The organism is Membranihabitans marinus (assembly GCF_019802045.1).
Classification (GTDB): domain Bacteria; phylum Bacteroidota; class Bacteroidia; order Chitinophagales; family Saprospiraceae; genus Membranihabitans; species Membranihabitans marinus_A.
Map to the genome: position 1 here is coordinate 21,026 of NZ_JAHVHU010000025.1, position 23,366 is coordinate 44,391.

Annotated in this window: 26 protein-coding genes; 17 read left to right on the forward strand and 9 right to left on the reverse strand. The window is 42.5% G+C overall.

What is annotated here, in order from left to right; translation table 11 throughout:
* From prfB to KUV50_RS18595, 3 genes are all read left to right on the forward strand, one after another.
* Positions 1-1,075 (forward strand): peptide chain release factor 2 gene (prfB, locus tag KUV50_RS18585; protein WP_222581716.1). Its coding sequence is split into 2 segments (ribosomal slippage): positions 1-60 and positions 62-1,075, totalling 1,074 coding nucleotides; the frame shifts between segments, so codons are not numbered across the junction.
* A 210-nt stretch (positions 1,076-1,285) separates the two neighbouring features.
* On the forward strand, positions 1,286-2,002 hold the full coding sequence (locus tag KUV50_RS18590; RefSeq protein ID WP_222581717.1) for a hypothetical protein: 717 nt from the start codon (positions 1,286-1,288) through the stop codon (positions 2,000-2,002).
* 56 nt (positions 2,003-2,058) lie between these two features.
* Entirely contained in the window at positions 2,059-2,379 is a 321-nt protein-coding gene (locus tag KUV50_RS18595) for a heavy metal-binding domain-containing protein (RefSeq protein WP_222581741.1), read from the forward strand.
* Between the two features lie 306 nt (positions 2,380-2,685).
* Here KUV50_RS18595 and lepB read toward each other — a convergent pair whose 3' ends face one another.
* From lepB to KUV50_RS18615, 4 genes are all read right to left on the reverse strand, one after another.
* Entirely contained in the window at positions 2,686-3,783 is a 1,098-nt protein-coding gene (lepB, locus tag KUV50_RS18600) for a signal peptidase I (protein ID WP_222581718.1), read from the reverse strand.
* Positions 3,784-4,062: 279 nt separating this feature from the next.
* Positions 4,063-4,797 carry an RluA family pseudouridine synthase gene (locus KUV50_RS18605; RefSeq protein WP_222581719.1) on the reverse strand — a complete coding sequence of 245 codons (735 nt, stop codon included), beginning with the start codon at positions 4,795-4,797 and terminating at the stop codon, positions 4,063-4,065.
* Complete coding sequence (locus KUV50_RS18610) at positions 4,760-5,854, reverse strand: glycosyltransferase family 2 protein (protein WP_222581720.1); 1,095 nt, start codon at positions 5,852-5,854, stop codon at positions 4,760-4,762. The genes KUV50_RS18605 and KUV50_RS18610 overlap by 38 nt, the downstream gene beginning before the upstream one ends.
* Positions 5,826-6,785, reverse strand: a complete 960-nt coding sequence (locus KUV50_RS18615) for a bifunctional riboflavin kinase/FAD synthetase (RefSeq protein ID WP_222581721.1) — start codon at positions 6,783-6,785, stop codon at positions 5,826-5,828. Before KUV50_RS18615 ends, KUV50_RS18610 begins: the two co-directional genes overlap by 29 nt.
* A 111-nt stretch (positions 6,786-6,896) precedes the next feature.
* Between KUV50_RS18615 and KUV50_RS18620 the strand changes: the two genes are divergently transcribed.
* From KUV50_RS18620 to KUV50_RS18645, 6 genes are all read left to right on the forward strand, one after another.
* Positions 6,897-7,976, forward strand: a complete 1,080-nt coding sequence (locus tag KUV50_RS18620) for a P-loop NTPase (RefSeq protein ID WP_222581722.1) — start codon at positions 6,897-6,899, stop codon at positions 7,974-7,976.
* Positions 7,977-7,999: 23 nt separating this feature from the next.
* Positions 8,000-8,254 (forward strand): NifU family protein, encoded by a 255-nt coding sequence (locus KUV50_RS18625; protein WP_261395433.1) that lies wholly within the window; start codon positions 8,000-8,002, stop codon positions 8,252-8,254.
* Positions 8,251-9,060, forward strand: coding sequence for an orotidine-5'-phosphate decarboxylase (pyrF, locus tag KUV50_RS18630; RefSeq protein WP_222581724.1), 810 nt, complete (start codon positions 8,251-8,253; stop codon positions 9,058-9,060). Before KUV50_RS18625 ends, pyrF begins: the two co-directional genes overlap by 4 nt.
* 356 nt (positions 9,061-9,416) lie before the next feature.
* Complete coding sequence (locus KUV50_RS18635) at positions 9,417-9,809, forward strand: YtxH domain-containing protein (RefSeq protein ID WP_222581725.1); 393 nt, start codon at positions 9,417-9,419, stop codon at positions 9,807-9,809.
* A 56-nt stretch (positions 9,810-9,865) separates the two neighbouring features.
* A complete protein-coding gene (locus KUV50_RS18640) occupies positions 9,866-10,216 on the forward strand; it encodes a hypothetical protein (RefSeq protein WP_222581726.1) in 351 nt (116 codons plus the stop codon).
* 12 nt (positions 10,217-10,228) lie between these two features.
* Positions 10,229-10,669: a hypothetical protein gene (locus KUV50_RS18645; protein ID WP_222581727.1), complete on the forward strand. Its 441-nt coding sequence runs from the start codon at positions 10,229-10,231 to the stop codon at positions 10,667-10,669.
* A gap of 14 nt (positions 10,670-10,683) precedes the next feature.
* Here the strand turns inward: KUV50_RS18645 and cysM are convergent, their stop codons facing one another.
* The 4 genes from cysM to tsaD form a co-directional block, all read right to left on the reverse strand.
* Complete coding sequence (gene cysM / locus KUV50_RS18650) at positions 10,684-11,571, reverse strand: cysteine synthase CysM (RefSeq protein WP_222581728.1); 888 nt, start codon at positions 11,569-11,571, stop codon at positions 10,684-10,686.
* Positions 11,572-11,574: 3 nt separating this feature from the next.
* Entirely contained in the window at positions 11,575-12,372 is a 798-nt protein-coding gene (locus KUV50_RS18655; protein WP_222581729.1) for a serine O-acetyltransferase, read from the reverse strand.
* Between the two features lie 179 nt (positions 12,373-12,551).
* Positions 12,552-12,974: a hypothetical protein gene (locus KUV50_RS18660; protein WP_222581730.1), complete on the reverse strand. Its 423-nt coding sequence runs from the start codon at positions 12,972-12,974 to the stop codon at positions 12,552-12,554.
* Between the two features lie 183 nt (positions 12,975-13,157).
* The gene (tsaD, locus tag KUV50_RS18665) at positions 13,158-14,159 is read right to left on the reverse strand and encodes a tRNA (adenosine(37)-N6)-threonylcarbamoyltransferase complex transferase subunit TsaD (protein ID WP_222581731.1); all 1,002 of its coding nucleotides are present in this window, start codon (positions 14,157-14,159) and stop codon (positions 13,158-13,160) included.
* Between the two features lie 133 nt (positions 14,160-14,292).
* On the opposite strand from tsaD, the gene KUV50_RS18670 reads away from it, so the two are divergent.
* The 7 genes from KUV50_RS18670 to KUV50_RS18700 all read left to right on the forward strand — a co-directional run bounded on the left by KUV50_RS18670 (position 14,293) and on the right by KUV50_RS18700 (position 21,713).
* On the forward strand, positions 14,293-14,883 hold the full coding sequence (locus tag KUV50_RS18670; protein ID WP_222581732.1) for a hypothetical protein: 591 nt from the start codon (positions 14,293-14,295) through the stop codon (positions 14,881-14,883).
* A gap of 7 nt (positions 14,884-14,890) precedes the next feature.
* On the forward strand, positions 14,891-15,607 hold the full coding sequence (locus tag KUV50_RS18675; RefSeq protein WP_222581733.1) for a hypothetical protein: 717 nt from the start codon (positions 14,891-14,893) through the stop codon (positions 15,605-15,607).
* A gap of 4 nt (positions 15,608-15,611) precedes the next feature.
* On the forward strand, positions 15,612-16,160 hold the full coding sequence (locus KUV50_RS18680; protein WP_222581734.1) for an RsmD family RNA methyltransferase: 549 nt from the start codon (positions 15,612-15,614) through the stop codon (positions 16,158-16,160).
* 241 nt (positions 16,161-16,401) lie between these two features.
* Entirely contained in the window at positions 16,402-18,240 is a 1,839-nt protein-coding gene (gene argS, locus KUV50_RS18685; RefSeq protein WP_222581735.1) for an arginine--tRNA ligase, read from the forward strand.
* Between the two features lie 7 nt (positions 18,241-18,247).
* Positions 18,248-19,921, forward strand: coding sequence for a glutamine--tRNA ligase/YqeY domain fusion protein (locus tag KUV50_RS18690; protein ID WP_222581736.1), 1,674 nt, complete (start codon positions 18,248-18,250; stop codon positions 19,919-19,921).
* 305 nt (positions 19,922-20,226) lie between these two features.
* The gene (gene pyrR, locus KUV50_RS18695; RefSeq protein WP_222581737.1) at positions 20,227-20,778 is read left to right on the forward strand and encodes a bifunctional pyr operon transcriptional regulator/uracil phosphoribosyltransferase PyrR; all 552 of its coding nucleotides are present in this window, start codon (positions 20,227-20,229) and stop codon (positions 20,776-20,778) included.
* The gene (locus KUV50_RS18700; protein WP_222581738.1) at positions 20,778-21,713 is read left to right on the forward strand and encodes an aspartate carbamoyltransferase catalytic subunit; all 936 of its coding nucleotides are present in this window, start codon (positions 20,778-20,780) and stop codon (positions 21,711-21,713) included. The genes pyrR and KUV50_RS18700 overlap by 1 nt, the downstream gene beginning before the upstream one ends.
* A gap of 41 nt (positions 21,714-21,754) precedes the next feature.
* On the opposite strand, the gene KUV50_RS18705 is transcribed toward KUV50_RS18700, so the two are convergent.
* A complete protein-coding gene (locus KUV50_RS18705; protein ID WP_222581739.1) occupies positions 21,755-21,958 on the reverse strand; it encodes a hypothetical protein in 204 nt (67 codons plus the stop codon).
* Between the two features lie 155 nt (positions 21,959-22,113).
* Between KUV50_RS18705 and KUV50_RS18710 the strand changes: the two genes are divergently transcribed.
* Positions 22,114-23,229 (forward strand): DUF4221 family protein, encoded by a 1,116-nt coding sequence (locus KUV50_RS18710; RefSeq protein WP_222581740.1) that lies wholly within the window; start codon positions 22,114-22,116, stop codon positions 23,227-23,229.
* Positions 23,230-23,366 lie beyond the last annotated feature (137 nt).

The following is a 23,366-nucleotide window of genomic DNA, read 5'->3' on the forward strand; positions in this document are numbered from 1 at the left end:
ATGAATAGCGATCAATTACAGGAACTGCAAGAGCGACTGACTCTTCTAAAACAATATCTTTGACGTCTCTAACCGTCAAATACAGATAGAAGAAAAACAACAGGCTACCTACGATCCTTCCTTTTGGGATGATTCGGATCGCGCAGAGAAAATCATGAAGGAAATCAACTCACTCAAGTTTTGGGTGGAGTTGTACGATAAAGCCAGGACTTCCTATGAAGAACTGGAAGTGCTGTACGAGTTTTACGATGAAGGGGAGGTTTCCGAAGAAGAGCTTGAAGAGCGATATGAAAAAACGCTTGAAATCTTTGAAGACATCGAATTTCGGACCACGCTCAATCAGCCGGAAGATGAAATGTCTGCGATTATGGAGATCAATGCCGGTGCCGGTGGTACGGAGGCCAATGACTGGGCCGATATGTTGATGCGTATGTTCGTGATGTATGCCGAGAAACACGGGTATAAAGTCACCGAACTCAACCGTCAGGATGGGGATGTGGTCGGCATAAAATCAGCTTCCCTGGAAATTACCGGAGATTATGCGTTTGGGATGCTTAAAAGTGAAAATGGGGTCCATCGTTTGGTTCGCGTGAGTCCGTTCAACTCTCAGGGAAAACGGATGACCTCATTTGCTTCGGTATTTGTTCATCCCATGGTTGATAATGATATCGAGGTCGAAATCAATCCAGCCGATCTGGAGTGGGATACCTTTCGGGCCAGTGGCGCCGGAGGGCAGCACGTCAACAAGACCGAATCTGCGGTTCGGGTGCGGCACTTGCCTACGGGGATAGTCGCCGAGTGTCAGCAGGAACGATCTCAGCATATGAACCGGGAGAAAGCCTTGCAGATGCTCCGGTCCCGGATCTATGAACAGGAACTGGAAAAGCAACGGGCAGAGAAAGACAAGATCGAGTCCGGAAAGCAAAAAAATGAGTGGGGATCACAGATCCGAAGCTATGTACTTGATGACCGCCGGGTGAAAGATCACCGGACCGGTTATGAAACCCGCCACCCGGAAACGGTGTTGGATGGTGAGCTCGATGGTTTTATCAAAGCCTTCCTGATGAACAATTAGTAAGGTCGCCCCCCTGTTTCACGGCAGGAGGTAAACTTCGCTTTGCAACGCTGCGCTTTTTTAGTTAGAAAACCGATCGGTTTGAAAACAGCTGTTCTTTAAATTCTTACGATAGCCTGAGTATTGCCAATTGCAGATTTGAAAATTCAAATATTTGATTATCTTTAGAATGATCAAGTATTTTCGAATCACCCTCTAAGTTTTATTACGATGATAAAATTCAAATTTTTCTCACTACTCATTACTTTATTTTTCACGATCAATATCCAGTCGATGGTCACGGCCCAAAAACTAGATGGCGCCTGGTCGCTGAAGGGTTCTGACAACCATTTGCTTCTTATTCAGGACGACTACTTTTCCTGGACAGAAACCACAGACGATGACAAGTTTGTCAATACGTTGGGCGGAGAAATGGAAGTAGACGGAGATGAACTGGATATAGAAATCGAATTCAATTCAGGAGACCGATACCTCGTTGGGGAATCAATTACTACACCGTTTACATTGGAGGGAAATGTCCTGACCACTCGGCATCCGCAGGGATATGACTTGATTTGGGAACGAATACCAGAGAAAGATCAGGGGTTGGCAGGTGTGTGGCGTATCTCCGGACGAAAAGTTGATGGTAAGATGAATAGTATCGGCCGTTCTCCTCGGAAAACATACAAGTTACTCACACCGGGCCATTTTCAGTGGATTGCTATGAATGAAGACACTGGTGAGTTTTTTGGCACCGGAGGAGGCTCTTATACCTTTAAGAATGGAAAATACACCGAACATATTGAGTTCTTCTCGCGCGATGACAGTCGGGTGGGGGTGTCCCTTTCTTTTGATGGGGAACTAAAAGGTGGCGACTGGCACCACAGCGGTAAAAGCTCCAAAGGGGATCCGATCTATGAGGTGTGGAGCAAGGAGACGGAGTATTGATTTCATTCCCCTATTAGATACTTTATTTGAAGTATTTCGATAAAAGTCAAATAGAAATGGAATTAACAACGACACCAAACATTGAGGGTAAGCAGATCACCAAATATTGTGGTATAATATCAGGTGAAGCGATTCTTGGAGCCAATATTTTTAAAGATTTCTTTGCAGGTATTCGGGATCTGGTTGGTGGAAGATCTGCAGCCTATGAAAATGAACTTGGGCGCGCCCGGGAGATTGCACTGCAAGAGCTAGAGGATCGTGCACTTGAATTGGGTGCTAATGCTATAGTGGGCATTGATCTCGACTATGAGGTGCTTGGTGAGTCCAACGGAATGCTGATGGTCTCTGCAAGTGGTACAGCGGTGATTGTGGAGTGAAATGACTCAATGGTAAGTTACCCCGGAAAAGTCAAACGTCCCCCAAACTAGGGCTAGATGATTTGTCCAATTTAAGAGTTTAAACAATTGATGCACTGCATGTTACACATCATAATAGATTAACGTGGTGAATGAATCGGGTTAACATGATGTGTCCTGGCAGACTGATGAATCAAGAATTACTTTCTCCCTTAATAAGGTACCACGGCTTGGTTAAATTATCAAGACAATACATATGCACAAGTTCTGTAAAAATCTACGAGATTAGCGGGCAATAAAATATTCTGTATTTAGCTCATTAATGCTTTATAGACGCTCCCAAAAACGTTCCCATCGAAATCCCTCTTTGAATGACTTCTCGGGTATTTTGGACCAGAAAGTACGTCGTGTGATTCCGATAACGTGATCTTCAGGAATGATTCCCCAAGCGCGGGAGTCGACAGAATAGGGCCGATTGTCACCCAGTGCCCAATAATAATTTTTGGAAAAGGTATATTCCTCGATTTCGTGTCCTTCCCTGTCTAATAATTGATTGAGGTCTGCTACCCCCTTAAATCCTTCAAATCGGCGAATAATCTGACTGTAGCGATCCAAAAATAAGCTGTCTACGGGAGCGGTCCACCCTTTATAAGGGATGCGAACCGGTTGTGATGATCGGGCCAGCGTACGCGCCCATCGGAAATCTTCAGGGATATGGTTGAATTTAGGCAGATGCCAACGCGGCTGGATTGTTGCTTGGATCGAATCTAAAAATCCCAGATCACTGGATTTGAAAATTCCTGTTAATTGGTTTTGAGAACGAATCATTTGAATGTTTTCTCCCAGGCTATAGAGCGAATCCTTATGGTGATCGTAGTCTGAGGTATGGTTAAAAGTGATCTCAAAATGCTGGTAAGAGCTGGAACCTGTTTCCATGGGGTGACCGTTAATATATATCATATTGGATGTGTACAAAAGGGTGTCTCCCGGTAATCCGATCACTCTTTTTACGAATGGAGTTCTGCCCGGGATAGGCATAAACTGAAAGCTGTCTTTTTGAACTTCCAGGGATTGTGAAGCTGCCTGGCTTTGCTTCCAGTTGTAATAATTGATCTCCCGATGATGTTGAAAAATGCTGTCTTCTTTGGGCACATTAAAGACCAAAATATCATTTCGGCGGATCGATCGCCACCCCGGCAGCCGGTAGCTCTTCCCTTTGATGAATATTCGGGGGCCGAAAACCCACTTTTCAACCAGAATGTGATCGCCAGGAATAATCGAAGGAACCATAGAAGCTGTAGGGACGTGGTATGTGGTGAAAATAAATATCTTAACCAACAAAGCCATAGGAAAAGCAAGGATGATCGGCAGAAAATCCTTCCAGGTCAATTTATTGCTTTTCTCTTTTTTATCCGCACCGGCCATGGATATTTGTTATTCGTTGTTGGGTTATTCGTTACTGAGTTGGCTCACCAACTTAACGAAAATCCGCACAACATTTATTTATTACGTAATCTCTTAGTTTCAGATCTTCCTAAACCCTCTAAACCCTCTAAACCCTCTAAACTCCATCAACCCTTACGCACCCGATAAGATTCTGCAAACGATCAATAATTCATCAGGTGTAACGCACCCACCTTAAGTTTCCCACAAGGCCAGGCTCCTACCATCTTCCATTCACAATTCATCATTCACCATGAATAATTAATACTTATCCCATTTCCGCAATTGATGTAAGGTAGCCCGCATATCTTTGGGTACGGGTGATTCAAATACCCTGTGTTCTTTATCGAAAGGATCTTCAAAACTGAGATAACTCGCATGAAGCGGGGTCCGTGTCAAGAGCGGACGCTCAACGGTTCCTTTTTCCAGGTGGAATTTATTTTTTCCTTTCACTGAGGAAACCATAAACTCTTCGTGACGACCATAGACGGGATCCACCATCAGGGGGAAACCCAATGCTTTGAGATGAATTCTGATCTGATGCGTTCGGCCTGTGTGGAGTTCGAGTTCCAGCAAGGCATGAGATCCAAATTGTTCTTTTACTTTGTAGGAAGTCAGTGATTCTTTGCCTTGCTTGTGGATGACCACGCGGTTTTGATTTGGTAATCTCAAAATGGGGTGATCGATCTCACCTTCTGTTTCATATAATCTTCCTTCCACGATCGCCAGATATTTTTTAGTTATTCGTCGTTCTTCAAACATTTGATTCCAAATGCGGTGGCTTTCCATATTACGCGCAAATATGATCAGACCGGATGTATACTGATCCAGCCGATGAACTGTATAGATCTCGCCATATTTGTCCCGCAGCATACGTTTTAAGCTGGTTTCATCCGTAAATCGTTCGGGTACGGACAATACCCCCGCTGATTTTGATACGATGACGTATTCCGAATGCTCAAAGATTTTTTGATAGCTTTTTTTCCCTTTTTTCATTAATGTTGAGTTCGCTGAACCGTCTACGGCCCATGATGTAATAATCCCACACAATACTTCCCCGATAACGACCGTCCAGGGCAATTCGTTCTTGAATGTGGTGGTCTTTTAGTAATTGTAAAAAACTTTTTCGTTTTTTCCACATTTTTTGAAATGATTTGTAAAAACTCATATGCGCCTTCCAAACCGCCATAAAGTTGCCGGTATCTCTCAAAGCAATAAATCGTAAAGCCGCAACCCCATCTAGGAAAAAACGGACTACCAACAACCAGAGCAGGACATGACCTCGTTCGTTTTTAAGTAAAATAAAAAGACTGTTGCGAAAATTGAGGTATGTTTTTCTCGGGCTGGAATAATTCAGCGTGCCGCCTCCAAGGTGGTAGATGACTGATTGCGGAATAACGGCGATGTGTTTTCCCATCCGCTGCAACCGCCAGGAAAGATCAATTTCTTCCATATGGGCGAAAAAATCAGCGTCAAATCCGCCGGCAAAATGAAAATCTTCAGATCGTATTAATAGAGCAGCACCGGTTCCCCAAAAAACTTTTTCTACTTGATCATACTGTCCGTGGTCCACTTCATTGGTTCCCAGAATGCGGCCTCTACACAATGGGTATCCTAGTTGATCCAGCCATCCGCCGGCTGCCCCGGCATATTCAAATTCATTTCGCCGGGTCAGAGAACGAACTTTCGGTTGGCAAGCAGCGTATTTGGGGTGCGTGTCCAAAAAATCAACCAAGGCAGTTAATCCGTCGCTTTCCTGTTCTACATCCGAATTTAGAAGATAGTAATATTCCGCTTTGATTTGGTCCAATGCATTATTGTATCCCCCGGCATAACCCGTGTTTTGGTCCAGTCGGATCAGTGTGACTTCTTTAAAATGGTTTTCAAGGTATAGTACGGATTGATCCGTACTTCCATTGTCCGCGATGAACAATCGGGCATAAGGGGGAAGGTAATCAATAATCGAAGACAGGTAATTTTGAAGGTGTTCCAGACCGTTGTAATTGAGTATGACAACGGCGACTTTAAGATTGTATGTCGGCCTTTTCTCCATCGAGTATTTTCAATGTCTTTTCCTGATCCGCCTGAATGTTTTGTGTCAATTCTTCCAGCGACTCAAAAGTAGCATCTTTACGTACAAAAGCGACCAACTCGATGATAATTTCTTCGTGGTAGATGTCTTTGTTAAAATCAAAAAGATGGACCTCGATGGCTATTTCTCCATCGGAAGGCACTGATGGTTTGGTGCCAATGTAAAGCATGCCCTGATACTTCTGGCCATGTACATAAACCCATGCCGCATAAATTCCAGTGCCGGGGATTAATTTATCCGGATCATTAATCGCTATATTGGCTGTTTTGAACCCTATCTGACCACCAATTTTCTTACCATGAATTACTTGCCCTTTAAGTCGGTAGGAATAGCCCAGCAATTTGTTGGCTTCACTGACGTTTTTATTGTTGAGGGCTTGTCGTATCCGGGTTGAACTTATTTTCATCGATTCGATCTTCTTTTGTGGAAGTTCTGTGACCAGAAATTCGCCCTCGTCCTGATACATACGCAAGGTGTTGATATCCCCGGAGCGGTTCAGGCCAAACCGATGATCATATCCGATCATTACGGTGTGTGGTTTGTAATACCGTATGATAAAAGATTCAATGTATTCCTTGGGTGACATCTGTGAGAACTCAATAGAAAATGGGATAATGAGCAAATGGTCAATGTTAAGTTTTTGGAGAAGCGCAATCTTTTCATCGATGGGCGTCAGCAACTTCATGGATTTGTCATTGGGATAAATAACTTTTCGGGGATGCGGATGAAACGTGGTCACAATGGTTTCACCGTTTATGGATTGTGCATATTCAGCCATTTTTTCAAAAATAAATGCATGGCCCCGATGAACGCCGTCAAAAGAACCGAAAGTGATGACTGGGTGGGGGATGTGCTCCTTTCGAAATGCTTGAATCGACCGGTATATTTTCATAGAAAAGGATAAAATACTATTTAATTCGACTGAAGTCTCTCGTTTACTAAACGAAGATGTACTACTTTTGTTAGTCTAAGAACAGCAAATTTACAAAAACATCATGATGATATGAATGAAAAGCAGATTAAAGAAACACTTTCACAAATAAAGGACCCTGTTAATGGCCAGTCTATTGTAAATACACCGCATCTGCAGAAGTTGGAAATAGGCGATAATGAGGTAAATATTGTATTGGCATACAACAACCTGGATCCGGACATAAAGAATAAGCTGAACTTTACGATATTGGAAGCGCTGTATGAGATTATTCCTGAAGCTAATGTGAATATCCACTTTGAAAATCAGGCACCAAAACCAGAGAATCCCTACCCGCACATCAAAAATATCATCGCGGTGGCCTCGGGAAAGGGTGGTGTTGGTAAATCAACGGTAGCCGCTAACCTGGCGGTTGGATTGCAGAAAAAGGGACACAGCGTTGGATTATTGGATGCGGATCTGTATGGACCGTCCATACCCACCATGTTTGGATTGAAAAACAAGCGGCCCCGGGTCAAAGAAATTCATGGTCGGCAACTGTTGGTCCCATTGACTGCCTATGATATTCCGTTGATGTCGATCGGGTTTATACTGGATCCGGAACAGGCTGTTGTCTTGCGTGGCCCCAGATTATCGGGCGTGATCAAACAGTTTTTAAATGATGTGTTGTGGCCTGAGTTGGATTACCTGATCATAGACCTGCCGCCCAGTACTGGAGATATTCAGCTTACGATGGTTCAGACGGCGCCGATTACGGGTGCAGTGATCGTAACAACCCCACAGGCGGTCGCTGTGGATGATGCGATCAAAGCTTCCAATATGTTTCGTCTGGAAAGCATTGATGTACCTATTATTGGTGTGGTCGAAAATATGGCCTGGTTTAGTCCGATTGAATTGCCGGAGAATAAGTATTATCTGTTTGGAAATGGCGGTGGTCAGAAACTGGCAGCCTACCTGGAAGTACCTTTGCTGGGGCAACTCCCTTTGATAGCCAGTGTCGGTGAATTAGCGGATGAAGGAAAACCTGCCTGGCAGGCCGAAGATAAGATATTGTCCTCCTATCTGGACAATATCATCGAACGAACAGTGTACTATACGCAGTTAAGAAATAAGCAATCCGATCCTACCCGTATAGTTAAAATAAAATCGTAATTTTACCCTTAAATCGAATGGTTATGAACAAAGAGGAATTAATGCAGCAGGTGGAAAGTGCACTGGACTCCGTCCGACCCCATCTAAAGGCTGACGGAGGCGATGTCGAAGTGGTTGAAATCACGGACGATTTTACAGTATATGTCAAATGGTTGGGGAATTGCGAGTGGTGTTCCATGTCTGCCATGACCATGAAAGCAGGGATCGAACGATCTGTGATCTCCAAAGTGCCACAAATCAAATCTATTGTTGCAGTAAACGGAGTGAATATAGCATGACCAGGCAAGAGCTGATCAATCAGATTTACCGGAAAAAATCCTGTCTGTCTATTGGATTGGATGTGGATATTAATCGCATCCCTTCACATCTGATCGAGAAATATGATGATCCGGTTTTTGAATTCAACAAACAGATCATCGATCACACCATGGATTTATGTGTGTGCTACAAACTCAATATTGCATTTTATGAATCTATTGGTGTGGAAGGGTGGTCCTCCTTAGCCAAAACACTGGAATATATTCCAGCAGATATTTTCACCATTGCAGATGCCAAACGCGGAGATATCGGCAATACTTCGAAAATGTACGCCCGTACATTTTTTGATCACATGGACTTTGATTCGATTACTGTGGCACCATATATGGGGGTAGATAGTGTGGCGCCCTTTTTAGAATTCAAGGAGAAATGGGTTATTTTATTGGCGCTGACATCCAACGTAGGATCCCGGGATTTCCAGCATCATACGGATCGAAAAGGTGAAGCTTTATATCAAAAGGTAATACGTGAATCCCAGACCTGGGCGGAGTCAGACCGGATGATGTATGTGGTGGGTGCAACTCATCCTGAGAAATTAAAAGAAATTCGGGCATTGGTTCCGCATCATTTTTTGTTGATCCCGGGCGTGGGTGCCCAGGGGGGCACGGTTGACGAAGTCATGAAGAACGCACATGTTCCTGACGCATGTGGACTTCTGATCAATAGTTCCAGAGGGGTGATTTATGCGGGCGATGATGAGGATTTTGCTAAAAAATCCAGAGCAGCTGCTATGGAACTACAGCAAGAAATGGCAGCCTATCTATGATGAAAAATTGATCTGGACCAATTTCGTCTGGCCATGACTTCCTTTTGATATTGGTGTTTTCTAATCACCCAAAGTCTTGTTGATTTCAAAGATCAATTTTCACATTATTATTAACGGAATTGATGACAATACACTGAATAACACTATATTTTTATTCTTTAATGCTAGTTTAACAGCGCTTTGATGATGTTAATTAGATAATGTCCGTTCTATTACTTATATTAATATTATTGATCATCGATAGATTGATTGTATCATCCACGAACCATTTTTATGGTGCGTGGTTATATTAATAGAAGATATCCGTCGACTTTGGATCATAACTTTGAAAATCTAACTATTAAAATCTTACCATTATGGCACAGAAGAAAAAATCAGGAATTTTGTTTTTATTGGGAGCTGCTGTAGGAGCAGCTGCAGGCTATTACCTCAACTCTGAAAGTGGACGAAAGCTTCGGACAGAGACCTCCAACAAAGCCAATGAATTGGCTGAAAAAGCGGAAGCCAGAACCAAAGAAGGAATTCACCAATTCAAATCAGGTTTTGATTCTGCAGTAGAGAAAAGTAAAGAAGCTATCTCTGAAGCATCCGAAACAGTAAAAGAGCGACTAGCCAGACTCGAAGGTAAATCCGAAAATATATTGGAAACAGCAGAAAATGCATACCAGAGAGGTGCTGAAGAAGCCCGGTCTCGTATCAATCAGAAAGCCTCTGAAATCGAAGACTTACTGGAAACAAAGAAAGGTTAATTAGCTTATGGCTAAGGGTTTGCTTTGTAGCAAGCCCTTTTTATGTATTATATTGAATGAAACACTTTGACAGTTTACTATATGCCCTGGGACAGCTAAGCGAATACGCCCGGCATTATATACACGGTAAGAAACAAATTCTTAAACTGGATCTGACCGAACGCGCAGCGGGTATTTTATCCAAATTGATTAGCCGCGTAGTGATCTTTATATTTGTCATATTTTTTATTTTGTTTGCTTCGCTGACATTGGCGATCGGCCTATCGATGTATTTTAGCTCGTTTCTCGCAGGTTTTGGAATTGTATCAGGCATATATTTAATATTGATCATTCTGGTTATTGTTTTCCGGAAATTACTGATCATGCGTCCGTTAATCGATGTAATACTTAAGGATATCAATGAATAAAAGAGAAGACAAATGGCAAATAGAATTAATACAGTTAAAGAACTCCAGGAAGAAAAGGACAAACTGAAGCAACTTGGTGAAGAACAACTCAAAGCGATGAAATCCAACCTAAAATCAGTGAAAATAGAGAGTAAAAATGTCCTTCTAAATAAGATTCTGATTCCGGTGGGAACAGCAATACTTGTGGGATACGGGGTTAAAAAATTAATCGATACGTTTCAATCAGATGATCAGTCTACGCACGATGTATTACCTATGGCCGGACCGGATCATGATCCGCCTGTTTATCATCGGCCGGCAGCGACTGAAGCTCAATCTAAGAATGGCTTTTTATCAAATGTGGATTGGTCTGCAACCGCATTAAAAATGCTGCCTTTTGTTTTGAGTGTCGGTAAAAAGCTTTATGAAGAAGGGCACCTCCCATTTCTGGAACCACCCTCAGATCACAAGTAAACGGTGAAATCCGGTTATTCAGAGTAAATCCCGCTTGATAAATACCGGTCTCCTAAATCGCAGACTATAAATACAATAGTGGCCGGGTTGGTTAAAGTGAGTGCCAGATCCCGTGCAATAGAAAATGCACCCCCGGAGCTCATTCCGGCAAAGATTCCATGATCTCTGGCGAGGGTTTTCATATGTTCGATGGCATTCCTTCTGCTGACTTCGCGCGTATAATCGACTCGGTCTGGTTCAAAAATCTTTGGAAGATACTCCGGCGACCATCTGCGAATCCCAGGAATGTTACTTCCTTCAGAAGGTTGTGCTCCAATAATTTTCACAGCCTTGTTTTTTTCTTTAAGGTAACGGGACACCCCCATAATCGTACCGGTGGTGCCCATGCTGCTTACAAAATGTGTGACGTCCCCGCTGGTGGCCTCCCATATTTCGGGTCCGGTCGTTTGATAATGAATCTTATAGTTGTCGGGGTTGTTAAACTGATTCAAAATATAGTAACCCTCCTCCTCGGCCATTTCTTCAGCCAGCTTCCTACTGTATTCAATGGTTTTCTCAGCTGGCGTAAGTATGACTCGTCCACCATAAGCTTTCATGGTATCGATTCGTTCTTGGGTAGAGTTTTCGGGCATGACCAGCGTCATAGATAGTCCGAATTGACGAGCAATCATTGCTAGTGCTATACCCGTATTTCCTGAGGTAGCTTCTATGATTTTATCGCCTTCGTGAAGTGCTCCTCTTTCCATAGCTCCACGAATCATCCCCAATGCTGTGCGATCTTTTACACTTCCCCCTGGATTGGCTGATTCCAGCTTTGCCAATAGATTAACCTCAGCAGGGATTTGATCGTCGTGGATTTGCACCAGAGGAGTCTGGCCTATCAGGTCCAATATATCTTGCATAGTTCAGATTTCTTTTAATTCGGAAATAGATGGTTGATAATAAATTTTTGAATTTGAAGGAACGCTCTTTGTAAGCCACACATTTCCTCCAATGACGCTGGATTGGCCTATGATGGTTCCACCACCCAAGATGGTTGCGCCGGAGTAAATGACCACATGATCTTCGATGGTAGGGTGCCGTTTTATAGAAGCCATTTCTTTATCTACACTGAGTGCCCCTAATGTAACCCCTTGATATATTTTGACATGATCCCCGATCTGGGTTGTTTCTCCAATGACCACGCCAGTTCCATGATCGATGCAAAAATGAAGACCGATTTTGGCATTGGGGTGAATATCAATTCCTGTTCTGCTGTGTGCCTCTTCCGTCAGAATTCGTGGGCAATATGGCACACCAAGGTGGTGCATCAGATGGGCAAACCGATAATAAGCAATTGCCAGAAAGCCGGGATAGGAGCGCTTTACTTCGTAAATATTCACAGCCGCCGGATCGCCAGAATAAATAGCCTGTGCATCCAGTTCCAGTTTACGTTTTACTTCCGGGATTTGGTCAAAGAATTGATTAACCACGTGCACCGGTTTGTTTTTTAGGTCCAGTTTTTGAAAAAGATCAATATAATCCTGTTTGAGCTTGTTCCACTGGATTTTAAAACCCTGCAAACTATGAAATTTATCCAGTGTAAATTCCGGAAACAGCATTTCAAGATGTCGGTGAAATAACTGGCAAACATGATCAGTAGCTGGTAAAAACGGTGCTTTCTGATGTTCTTGATACAATGCTCTTAAAAATTCATCTTGCATATTGGGGGCGATTGTTGTAATTCAATGAGAAAGAATACAAAAATTACACCACATCAGCTAATTTGTTTAGGATTTGGTTTAAAAAAACCGTCGTGTAATCAATTTACCTGTCATAAAAAAAGGCATACCGCCCTAAGACGACATGCCTTTTGAAACCCTCGTTCATGCAAAGGGCCTGCTTAGAAGTTATCATCTATATCATCGAGCAGATCCCTGACATTATTTTTAAACTGTTCCCAGTTTTCTTCGGTGGCATCTCCGATTTCATCCAGACGTTCTGAGATATCATCTCGTTCATCTTCAAGTTCATCGAGCTGATCTTCCAGCTCATCCTCGGCATTGTTCCACTTTTCTTTGAGTTCATCATTGGCATTTTCCATATTGTTTGCCATCTGATCTCTTAAATTGTCAAGTTCCGTCTGAACCTCATCAATTTTGGCATTGATATTTGCTCTGGCATCATTTAGATCCGCTCTAAGGTCCATCCGCTCTTGTTCGAACTCTTCACTGGTGGTGTCTGCATCGTTGGCATTGTTGCAACTAAAGCTCAACGTGAATAACACTACGAACATACTGACTAACATTAATGCATTCTTTTTCATAACTAAATTTAATTTTATTTATTCGGTTATCCGTTAATAAGAACATTAATATAGTTTATTGACTCTGAATAATGAAGTTGTTCGATTTAAATTATTGTTAATGACTGGATAAGAGTAAAAAATGTTTCGTTTGAATTAAGAATTGCCTGGTTACGATGTAAAAACGCGTGTTTTGCTCCCCTTTTAGACTTTAAGTCGGGGATCTGCTGTGATGTTGAAGGAAGAAAATTCCTGATGAAGGTATTTGAACCAAGCAGCCTGGGCAATCATAGCTGCGTTGTCAATACAATATTCGAGTTTGGGAATATATACATTCCATCCCAATTCTGCACCGACTTTGGATAATTGACTCCTAAGTGCGCTGTTTGCGCTTACTCCGCCGGCAATAGCTATTTCATTTATAGAGGTATCCTGACTTGTCTGCTTGAGTTCTTTCAATAAGATGTGGACTATTGTAGATTGAAGACTGGCAGCCAGATCGTGAATATTGTTATCGATAAAACCGGGGTCTTTTTTCATCTCTTTCTGGAGGAAGTATAAAAATGCTGTTTTCAACCCGCTAAAGCTAAAATGATATTTATCAACGGTCGGGTGAGGTAATGGGAAAACGGCCTGACCTTTTTGGGCTAACCGATCTATGTGCGGACCAGCAGGGTAGGGCAATCCCATGATTTTCCCTGCTTTATCAAAAGCTTCTCCCGCAGCATCGTCCAACGTCTGACCAAGTACCTCCATTTTGTTGTAATCAAAAACCTTTACAATCTGGGTATGACCGCCGGACACGGTAAGACATAGAAATGGGAAATCAGGTACCGGATCATCGATGAAATGAGATAGAATATGCGCTTCCATGTGATTGACCTCAATGATGGGGATGTCCAGCGCTTGAGCCATAGATTTTGCAAATGAAACACCAACCAATAACGACCCCATAAGTCCGGGGCCTCTGGTAAAAGCGATGGCGTCGATATCTTTCTTTTCGATCCGGGCATTTTTTACAGCTTCCTCGACCACCCATCCAATTGATTCCATGTGCTTTCTGGAGGCCAGTTCTGGAACTACGCCGCCAAGATTTTGATGATCTATTTGACTGGATACAACATTTGATGCTATTTCTGCATCTATGATAATAGAAGCACCAGTGTCATCGCATGAAGATTCAATGGCCAGGAGTGTTTCAGACATATGTAATGAATTTATAGCGTGTTGCAAAACGGATCTCAAGAAAATAAAATTACAATGGATCGAAACATTTTTAGATACTTTTAATAAAAATGTTATTATTGCATACGTATAAACCGTCTAAAAATTATCTGTAATGAGAATTGTTATTAATCTACTTCTTTTTCTGGCCATATTGGCATTGGGTTACATGACTTATGCCAGTATTAAAGCACCCATTAATTTCAAGCAGGAACTTGATAAGCGGGAACGCGCTGTCATTCAAAAGCTAAACAAAGTCCGGGATGCCCAATCGATCTACCGTGATGTTACTGGTGGTGAATTCGCCGGATCCTGGGATACATTAAAGACTGTGCTTGAAAATGAGAACCTCATGTTTATCAGTATAGTTGGGGATCCGGATGATCCCAATTTTGATCCCAAAAACCTAAGCCGCGATACCACATACAAACCCGCAATTGATACCATTCATGCGATGGGAATTAATCTGGATTCACTGGAGTATGTACCTTATTCCCAAGGCGCAAAGTTTGACATTGCTGCAGACACACTGACCTATCAGTCTACTCTAGTCAATGTGGTCGAAGTCGGAACGGATTATAAGGTTTTCATGGGTAAGTTCGGTGATCCCGCCTATGCGAAGTACGATAAAAGATACGATCCAAATAAGCGGATTCAGTTCGGTGATTTGACCAAACCTTCGACAGCAGGAAGTTGGGATCGATAGTATGCAGATGAACCAGTCTGAATTGGGCAGTGCAAAACTAACGCTGCTTATATACATGGACGGCTTGTGTAAAGTTCTTACTAAAGATCGGACTGTACATTCCGTGGCTTCCCTTTCCTTTGGAAGTATAAGCAGTAATGAAAATGAGGTGCAGTCTACGTTGGATCAATTTTACAATCAAAATCAAATTGATCAGTCCAGAGTTGAAAGCGTAGAGTTGATGTTCGTAAACTCTATTTTCCATAAAACGGGGCATGGCAAGCTGGAAACGTTTAAAAACAGATTGCCCGCATTTCTGTTGTACCACAATGAATTTTTTGATGTACCTGTTGGTCATGATCACATCGCGCATCGACTCACTTTTCATATGTCGGAATGGCAAAGAAATCACGCTGAACCGGTATTGTGGTTTCATTTGCGTGAAAAAGTCTTATATGTTCTGTTTAGTACTGCAGAAGGGGATAGTTCAATTTCAGCCTTTGAAGTTCGAAAAACACTGGATGTACATTATTATATCTTGTTCAACGTCCAGACACTTCGTCCCGTCATTCCGGACCTTCGCCAAATTACGGTGAGTGGAGAACTTTTGAACCTGGATAAAATGCACAATTTTTTCTCGGAAAATATAAATGACATGGAATTGATGACGTTCTGGCAATGGAAAGGATTGTTGGGACGACCACATCCTTTATTCAATCAGTATCTCCCCGAGGTCAATATCTAAGATTATGCGTATCATTAGTGGACGATTCAAAGGAAGACGATTTTCTCCGCCAGCTAAAAAATGGCCTACCCGGCCGACGACGGACATGGCAAAAGAGGGATTGTACAATATGCTTCAGAATAAAATTAACTTCGAATCGGCTGTTTTTCTGGATTTGTTTGGGGGCACTGGGAATCATTGCTATGAATTTATTTCAAGAGGATGCACCAATGCGACCTACGTTGATCGCCATGGGCCGGCAGTTGGTTATGTTCGATCAATGGCTGTCGAATTAGCAATTGACACATATTTGAAAATCTATCGGGATGATGTGTTCAGATTCATAAAAAAGTCCACGGAGACCTTCTCTGTTATTTTTGCCGGCCCTCCGTATCCGTTGCAGCGAATCCCGGAGATACCCGATTTAGTGCTTGCTGGGTCGTTACTCCGGGAGGATGGATTGTTTATTTTGGAACACAATAGTGAGCATACTTTTTCTCATCATCCAAAGTGTACAGAAAGTCGCAATTATGGCGATACCTGGTTTTCGTTTTTTACTAAAAATTCCATTTAGCCGACGGATTATCTTACCTTTGGCTCGGTAAATAATCATATATATATATAGGACGTGAGATGAAGTCGTAGGTGGGTGGTGTGCAGTATTGAAGAAATGGTCAGACCGGGATATAAATATTCCAACTATTTGATGATGCAGATTTAGCTAACCTAAGATTAGTTGGAACTGGAACTGATAGTCAAATAAAGATAAAGTTTGACCTTTATGTTAATAGAAATAGCAGAATGCGGATTGATTTATGAAGATAAGACACTATTTAGAAGAAAGTATTCAGAAGGTTCTGTCCGAGGTTTTCTCTCTGGAGGTAGGAATCGATGAACTTCAGATTAATGTAACCAGACCAGAATTTGCGGGTCACTATACTTTGGTTGTTTTTCCGTTGGCGGGTCGTATGAGAATGCCTCCACCGACGGCAGCGGAAAAAATCGGAGCGGCCCTGTTAGCAGACTATAGATTTACCGCTTATAATGTGGTAAAAGGTTTTCTTAACCTGACTATCGATTCAACGCTGTGGATGGAACTGCTGGAAGAGGTAAGGTACACTAAAGACTATGGGCAATTAAGTAGTCGGAAAGAAACTGTTATGGTAGAATTTTCGTCGCCCAATACGAACAAACCCCTGCATCTGGGGCACGTACGTAATATATTACTGGGATGGTCCATGTATGAAATATTAAGGGCAGCCGGTTACCAGGTTCTCCGAACCCAGATCATCAATGATCGGGGGATAGCCATATGTAAGTCTATGCTCGCCTGGGAAAAATGGGGAAACGGTAAGACACCCGAAAGTGCAAATATGAAAGGGGATCACCTCGTCGGTGAGTTCTATGTATTGTTCGAAACCGAATTCCGGAAAGAGTATATGAGTTGGCAGGAAACCAGGGAATCGCAGAGGATATTTGAAATTGATTCGGACAAAGGCGAGAGCGCGGAAGCATTTTTTGGACGATATAAAAACCAATATTTTAACAGCCATAGTACTTTGGGCGCAGAAGCTCGGCAAATGCTGCGTAAGTGGGAAGAAGATGATCCCTATGTGGTGGAATTGTGGCGAAGGATGAACCAATGGGTATACGACGGCTTTGAAAAGACGTATGAACGCCTGGGCGTTTCTTTTGACCATATTTATTATGAATCTGAGACCTATCTTTTGGGTAAATCCATTGTTGCGAAAGGCCTGGATCAAAATCTTTTTTATAAAAAAGACGATGGTTCTGTGTGGGTAGATTTAGAAGAGCAAAAAATGGATCATAAAATTCTTCAACGGAGTGATGGAACCTCTGTATACATTACCCAGGATCTTGGTACGGCCGAGCAACGCTATGAAGATCACGATGCAGATCGAATGGTTTACGTGGTGGCTGATGAACAAAACTATCATTTCGATGTGTTGTTTGCTATAAGCGAGTTGTTAAAAAGACCCTATGCAGGTGGTATGCACCATTTGTCCTATGGGATGGTCGAGCTGCCCCATGGTAAGATGAAGTCACGGGAGGGAACCGTTGTTGATGCAGATGATTTGATGGATGAGGTGATTTCTGAAGCCCGTGCAATTGCATTAGAAAAAGGTGAAGTTAACAGCCTGTCTAAGACCGAGCAGCAATCCATTGTAGAAAAAATAGGTATGGCCGCATTGAAATATCATATGGTACGGGTGCAACCTCAGCGGCGCATGGTATTTGATCCGGAAGAATCTGTGGATATGCAGGGTCAAACAGGACCTTATATCCAAAATGCCTATGTGCGAATTCAATCTATTCTTCGACGAAGTGCCTCTGAGGACCGGGTTGATTATTACAAGTATAGTCCGTCGAAACACGAAATGGACCTGCTGGTTCAGCTTTCAGAATATCCTGAGGAGATCGGCAAGGCTGCAGAAGCTTATGATCCGTCCATAATTGCTAACTTTGCATACCGACTAGCAAAATTGTATCACAAATTTTATAATGAGCACCGAGTGCTTTCTGCCGAATCAGACGAAGCAAAAGAATTTCGACTTGGTTTGAGTCAAGGCGTGGCCAATGTGTTATCAAGTTCTATGAATTTACTAGGCATTCAAATGCCTGACAAAATGTAACATCTATATGTCAGAAAAGTCTAAAAATTTTATCGAACAAATTATTGAAGGGGATATTCAGAAAGGCAAACACGGCGGTGCAGTCCGGACGCGATTCCCTCCAGAACCAAACGGATACCTGCATATCGGTCATGCGAAAGCCATTTGTTTGAATTTCGGCGTAGCAAATGACTATAATGGAACAACCAATCTTCGCTTCGATGATACAAATCCTGCCACCGAAGAGGAACACTATGTAGAAAGTATAAAAAAGGATATCCAATGGCTGGGGTACGATTGGGATGATCGGCTTTATTTTGCTTCCGATTATTTCCAGCAGTTGTATGATTATGGGATGCAATTGGTCGAACAAGGGGATGCATATGTTGATGACTCTTCTTCGGAAGAAATTGCAGCACAGAAAGGAACCGTCACGACGCCCGGGATAAACAGCCCTTACCGGGAACGAACGATTGAAGAAAACCGGGACTTATTCCAGCGTATGAAGAACGGTGAATTTGAGGAAGGAAGCCGGGTACTTCGAGCCAGGATTGATATGGCCCATCCGAATATGAATATGCGGGATCCTTTGATTTATAGAATTAAAAATGTGCCGCATCATCAGTCCGGAGACACCTGGCATATTTATCCGATGTATGATTTTGCGCATCCCGTATCAGATTCGATAGAGAACATTACACACTCTCTGTGTACGTTGGAATTTGAGAATCATCGACCCATTTATGATTGGTTTTTGGAAAAGTTGGGAACCTTTCCTTCCCGGCAGATCGAGTTTGCCCGACTCAATGTCAATTACACGATCACCAGTAAACGGAAATTACGCCGGTTGGTGGAAGAATGTTTTGTAGATGGATGGGATGATCCGAGGATGCCTACTTTGAGTGGAATGCGACGACGTGGATTTACGCCTGCATCCATACGTCAGTTTGCAGGTAAGGTAGGGGTAGCGAAAAGAGATAACGTAATTGATATTTCTCTGCTGGAGCACTGTCTCCGGGATGATCTGAATGCCAAGGCCAACCGAATGATGGCTATTCTTCATCCGCTTAAGGTAGTCATCACCAATTATCCGGAAGACAAGGTAGAATGGATGGAGGCCGAGAATAATCCGGAAAACGAAGCAGCTGGAATTCGAAAGATGCCTTTTTCACGAGAGCTTTATATCGAACGGGAAGATTTTATGGAAGATCCTCCGAAGAAGTATTTTCGCATGACTCCCGGTAAGCATGTCCGTTTGAAACATGGATATATTTTATTCTGTGAGAAAGCCATCAAAGATGAAAACGGGGAGGTGGTTGAAGTGCATTGCACCTATGCACCCGATAGTAAAAGCGGTGAAGATACTTCAGGTATCAAAGTTAGGGGGACTTTGCATTATGTAGAAGCCACCCATGCACGCCAGGTAGAAGTTCGCTTGTACGACCGTCTGTTCAATGTGCCGATTCCGGATGAAAACCCGGACGTGGATTACACCACTCACATCAACCCCGAATCCCGGAAAGTATTAACTGAGGTGATGGTCGAGCCTGAATTAGCAAATGCCCAACCAGGTGAGATATTCCAGTTTTTCCGTAAAGGATATTTTATATTGGATCCGGATTCAACAGACGAACATCTCATTTTTAACCAGGCTGTAGCTTTGCGTGACTCTTGGGCTAAAATGCAAAAAAAGAAGAAGTAATAAGCCCGAGTTTCTTTATTAAGCTCATATCGAAAAATCTAAATGAAGCCCGCAACCCCGGTCCTTCTTTGGTTGGATCTGGGTTGCATTATTTGGATTTATGACAAAGGTGGTATGGCGGTGACGCAATTTTCCGGGGTACTGATTTCATGTTAAAACACTCCCTCGGAAGGCCATGATTACTTTGTATAAAACCAACATTTAATACAAATTATCCTTCCGTCTATGAGCTTGCAATTTACTCTTTTCAATTTTCAATTTTACCCTTTCAATTTTCAAGTGAATTAGTATATCTTTGCGATGCCATGAAGAAAGGACGTGAAATAATGTCACCAGTACGATTTGGGTTGACCCTCCGACGCCTGAAAGAACAACTTATCGAAGACTTCGGTGAAAATGAGGAGGTATGTCTGATTGGGATTCAGCCTCGTGGTACGATTTTGATGAAGCATATTCTTCAACTCATTGATACGGAAAAAGTCAAATTCAAAATCTTTGAAGGCCATCTGGATATTACTTTTTACCGCGATGATTTTCGACGTCGCGAGAAGATGTTAATGCCGGATTACAACAAAATGGATTTTCTTATCGAAGGCAGGGATGTGGTTCTGATCGATGACGTCTTGTATACCGGTCGTACGATTCAAGCGGCACTCAATGCGCTGCAGCACTATGGGCGACCGGCTACGATAAAGCTTATGACATTGATTGATCGTCGATTTAATCGTCATCTGCCCATACAATGTGATTACAAAGGCATGGAGGTGGACGCTGTAGACAATGCCTACGTCCAGGTGAACTGGGGAGCGGCGAAAGATCACCAGGTCTTATTGTTTGATTCAAAACCTGAAAAATAATGATCAATTCCTACCTGAGTCAGCCGCACCTCCTGGGAATCAAATACATCACCAAAGAAGACATTGAATTAATTCTTCAGACCGCGGACAACTTCAAGGAAGTGATCAATCGTCCGATAAAGAAAGTTCCCACACTGCGGGATGTGACGATTGCCAATTTGTTTTTTGAAAATTCAACCCGGACGAAAATCTCCTTTGAACTCGCCGAAAAGCGACTATCAGCAGATGTACTGAATTTTTCATCCGGCGGCTCCAGTGTCAAAAAAGGCGAATCGCTGCTTGACACAGTCAACAATATACTTTCGATGAAAGTGGACATGGTCGTTGTCCGACATTCTATAGCGGGTACGCCTTCGTTTTTATCACAGCACATCGATGCCAATATTGTCAATGCCGGTGATGGGACCCACGAACACCCCACACAGGCATTACTGGATGCCTACTCCATACGAGAAAAATTCAACAGTTTTCAAGGTCTCCACGTTTGTATTTTCGGGGATATCGCCCACAGTCGGGTCGCACTGAGTAATATATTCTGCCTGCAGAAACTGGGCGCTAAGGTGGCCGTATGTGGACCGCCAACGTTGATTCCTAAGTTTTTGGATGACCTCGGCGTGAAGGTGTTTTACCGGGTAAAGGAAGCCCTGGAATGGTGCGATGTCGCCAATGTGCTCCGGATCCAACTAGAACGTCAGGACGTGAAGTATATCCCGTCTTTGCGGGAATATGCGCTGTATTATGGGATTCACCGGGAACTGCTCGACAGTCTCAAGAAGGAAGTAGTGATCATGCATCCCGGGCCCATCAATCGAGGCGTGGAACTGGATAGTGATGTGGCGGATTCCAGTCAGTCCATTATCCTGGAGCAGGTAGAGAATGGGGTGGCAGTCCGGATGGCAGTACTTTATTTGTTGGCCGGAAATAGTCCGATGTAGTCAAAAAATGATTTAAGTCAAATCTACTCCCTCTTCGATGACTATTTGATTTCATCTCGTAAATGATTCACATAGTCTTCACTCACTTCAAGCAGATCACAGATCTCTTCATTACTATCCCCTCTGATCACCATTTTCATAGCTACTTGATATAATTGTTCATCCCGACCTTCTTCAATCATTTGCAGAAGGAAATTTTTAGTTTTATCCCGGGTAGGTGGTTCCAGTGTTTCAATGTGTTTCATAAATGTTCTTTTATCTTCATCAAATAAATCAATTAGATAAACGAAATAATTTCCAAGATAAGGTACTGTTATAGAAGTCCTTATTATATGCGAACAGCATACACCAAAACCATTACAACGTACATCTATGAGAATATAACTAACAATTAAGATAGATGAGTATCAACCTTATGAAGCCTTTATTCTACTTATTTCCTTCGATCCTAATTTTGCTTGCCTGCACGAATCCACCGGATAATGAGGTAAGAACCGTAATGCCTGAAGAAACCGACGAAATATCTATCACCATTGATACCATTCGAGTCAACACACCGGGCACTACCCGTGAATTTCCTTATTACTTTCCTTCACTTGATTTTTCAGGTAATACCTTTGCAGGATTGGATGAACGGACCGGCAAGATCAATGTTTTTAAGCTGCCGGAGTTGGAATTAATCGATACTATACAGCTTTATCAGGAAGGGCCCAATACCATTCAAAAGAATATGGTCGGTGCCATTTATTATCATAATCAAGATTCTATATTCATATTGCAGCATATTCCCAAGCGGCTGTTATTAATAGATCATGATGCGGTGATTCAGTGGCAGGTGGATGTGACGGAGGCATTTAAACGGGATTCGCTTCCAGATGGTTTAATGCCGGTTGGTTGGTTTGACCGCATTGGAACGTATTATGAAAATGATAAATTATACTTTGCCATACGCCAAGAACAGGCAGAACAAGATTTTCTGACGCCGATGATTGGGTATTATGATTTTAGATCAGATCATATCAAAACCCTGGATATTCATTACCCGGCGTTTTACACCAAGAATGAGAACGTCGGTACCTATGGATTTCCGGGTATCCAATTTTACGAGAATAACTTCTTGATCACCTATCCCTATTCTACTGAAACTTTTGTCTATGATCAGAATATAAACCTTCTAAAAACCATCCAAAGCCCCTCCAGGTTTGAGGTAGGGAAGGCTGCGGAACCCGCTCAAGGTAGAAGAGCACATGCGATGAGCAATCCTTATTATTATAACGTACAGCCATTGAAGAACGGGAGTTATTATGTTCAGCTCGGACGTGAACCGCTTCCGGAAGATCCGAAAAGTGAAATTTTTAACTTTACGATTATCTACAATCACGATTTCACAAAATACCATGTCATCGATAAAAATGAGGCTCCCATATCATTTGGAGGGGAGTATTTCTATTATCCCATCCCTCAAGAAGAGACTGAATATCAATCGATGGAGCGGTATAAAGTGGAGATGGAGTGAAGGAGATTTCAGATTTCAGAGCCTATGCAGAATTTTGTGTATGAATCATAGGGAATCAATAGTTTCAAAAATGATTTATTTTATTCGATCTTCAAAATAAATGTACAATTGGTTATAAATTTTATTCCAGCCACTTC